This is a genomic window from Paenisporosarcina sp. (genome assembly GCF_049671445.1).
Taxonomy (GTDB): domain Bacteria; phylum Bacillota; class Bacilli; order Bacillales_A; family Planococcaceae; genus Paenisporosarcina.
Genome location: NZ_JBATUX010000052.1, coordinates 1 through 1,981 on the forward strand (window position 1 = coordinate 1; position 1,981 = coordinate 1,981).

Annotated in this window: 2 protein-coding genes; both read right to left on the minus strand. The window is 38.4% G+C overall.

The features are described 5' to 3' along the window. Positions 1–119: 119 nt before the first annotated feature. Entirely contained in the window at positions 120–1,172 is a 1,053-nt protein-coding gene (locus tag WBG45_RS07040) for a hypothetical protein (RefSeq protein WP_424413230.1), read from the minus strand. Further along, the gene (locus WBG45_RS07045) at positions 1,169–1,819 is read right to left on the minus strand and encodes a uracil-DNA glycosylase (RefSeq protein ID WP_424413232.1); all 651 of its coding nucleotides are present in this window, start codon (positions 1,817–1,819) and stop codon (positions 1,169–1,171) included. The genes WBG45_RS07040 and WBG45_RS07045 overlap by 4 nt, the downstream gene beginning before the upstream one ends. Positions 1,820–1,981 lie beyond the last annotated feature (162 nt).

The window sequence follows — 1,981 nt, forward strand, 5'->3', positions numbered from 1 at the left end:
CGCAAATAAAACATTTCCTTCCATAATTCCAACCACTTTCTCTATCCATCTATTGAATTTATTGTAGGAGATATGTTTTCTTTGTGCAACTTCTAAAGAAATTTATGAGTTTAGAAAGCTCAAACAAGATGGAGTAATTCGTTCATTTTCTTATCAAATGCAAACAAACGCTTTTCTACATCTTCTTGTGAGCCATAACGAATGATTTGTTCTTCGGTCATTCCAGCCTCCAGCATACGCAAGTGACCAATGGCAGAGTCAAGAACTTGCAACAATTGTTCCCCTCTTAAAAGGGCAATTTGTGATTTTTCTTCACAATAGCCTACTACGAATCCATCCGCAATACTTTGCAAAGCCTCCTGACACTCATGGAAACGATGTTTTCCATAGCGATCAGTATGTGCAAGCTCCACAAATAATGTTTCATACAAATTCAAGAAATTTGCGGCCATTACTTCTCCAAAGTAAACGATGGGTAATGGATCGATTATGCGTAATTGCCCCTTATCTATCAGCCAGTTCTCTGGGGAAGCATCTTGATTGGTCAATACTGGGTGAGTAATCTCTTTTAATCGGGTTTCGCATATGCGTAGTAAAGTCTCTTTTAGTTGAGGGTTCTCAAAAAGCGGTTTTTTCGTGGACAATTCATGATAATCATCCATCACTTCTTGGCATTCCTCTTCAATAAATCCATTAAAATCACTCGAAAATTGACCATGTATGCCTTGTTCTTCATTCCATGCAAAAAAACCAAATCCTTCAATTCCATGGTCTACTTGTTCTACTTTTCGATACAATTGTCCAATTACTTCACCCAAATTGTGTGCATCATCTTTATTTAATTGATGCAAATCCACATGATTTCCTGCAAAGGATTCCAATGTATACGTTAATTCTTCAGATACATAATTTATAAACATTTCCGGTGCTGCTCCTGCTACAACTGCATTCACACAACGATAGTAAATTTCAGTTCCCCCATACTCCGCTTTTAGTGCCGACTCGTCGTAAACTACTTCTTTTTGATACGCTATTTTCTTTGGAACACGCAAAACTACTGGATCATTTCTATCATTCGTAACCTTCCAAGCTCGATGCCAGGCACCTTCACCTAAATTCTCTACTTTTGAATACTCATAGTGTGCATGTTTCAATGCTTTTTCGTACGTCATGGTGATATCTCCTTTAAATACTGTCCAACTTGCAGCCAGTCTTGATTAACTTGTTCTCTAAGTGAAGGTCTATAGAATACAGATGCTGGATGAAAAGTCGGCACTATTGTATAAGAATTTGTTGTCCATTCATAATGATGATCTTCAAGATTATTCAAATATAGAACGGGTTGATGAATAAGCTGTCCGTGTAATTCGGTTACTTTCGCACTTTTCCCTAATAATCGTTGAAGACCGACTGTTCCAAGAGTAACAATTAACAGTGGATTAAGATGTTGAATCTCAAAATCCAAAAGTGGAGCATGTGCTAAAATTTCTGAAGGTTTTGGTGCACGATTGTAAGTTCTTTTCACAATCGTCCCGTCACGTTCCTTTTTAGTTCCCCATTTGTATGGTCTACTCCTTACACTGCTAGTCATATACACATCTTCTCGTGTTAAACCTACACTTTCTAGCGACTTCATCAGTTCATTTCCTGCCCGTCCAATAAAAGGTACTCCTGTATCAATTTCATTTTCTCCAGGTGCTTCCCCCACGAGTAGTAACTTTGGGTTAGCGTTTCCATAGCTACGAACAAATCCTTGGACGGCATGACCTTGTATACGTTCTTTCCCTAATTCGATTAATTCATCTGGAATAGTGAACACCGTTAACCACCCTTTCTTAAAAAATCTTACGCTAATAATTAGCGTAAGACTTTGGTTATTCTGGTTGGGGCTTTCGTTTGCCCATGTTACGATTGCGCCATTCATACCAAACTACTACTAGAATGAAGAATGAATAGCCGAGCAGCCATCCCCCAACCACAT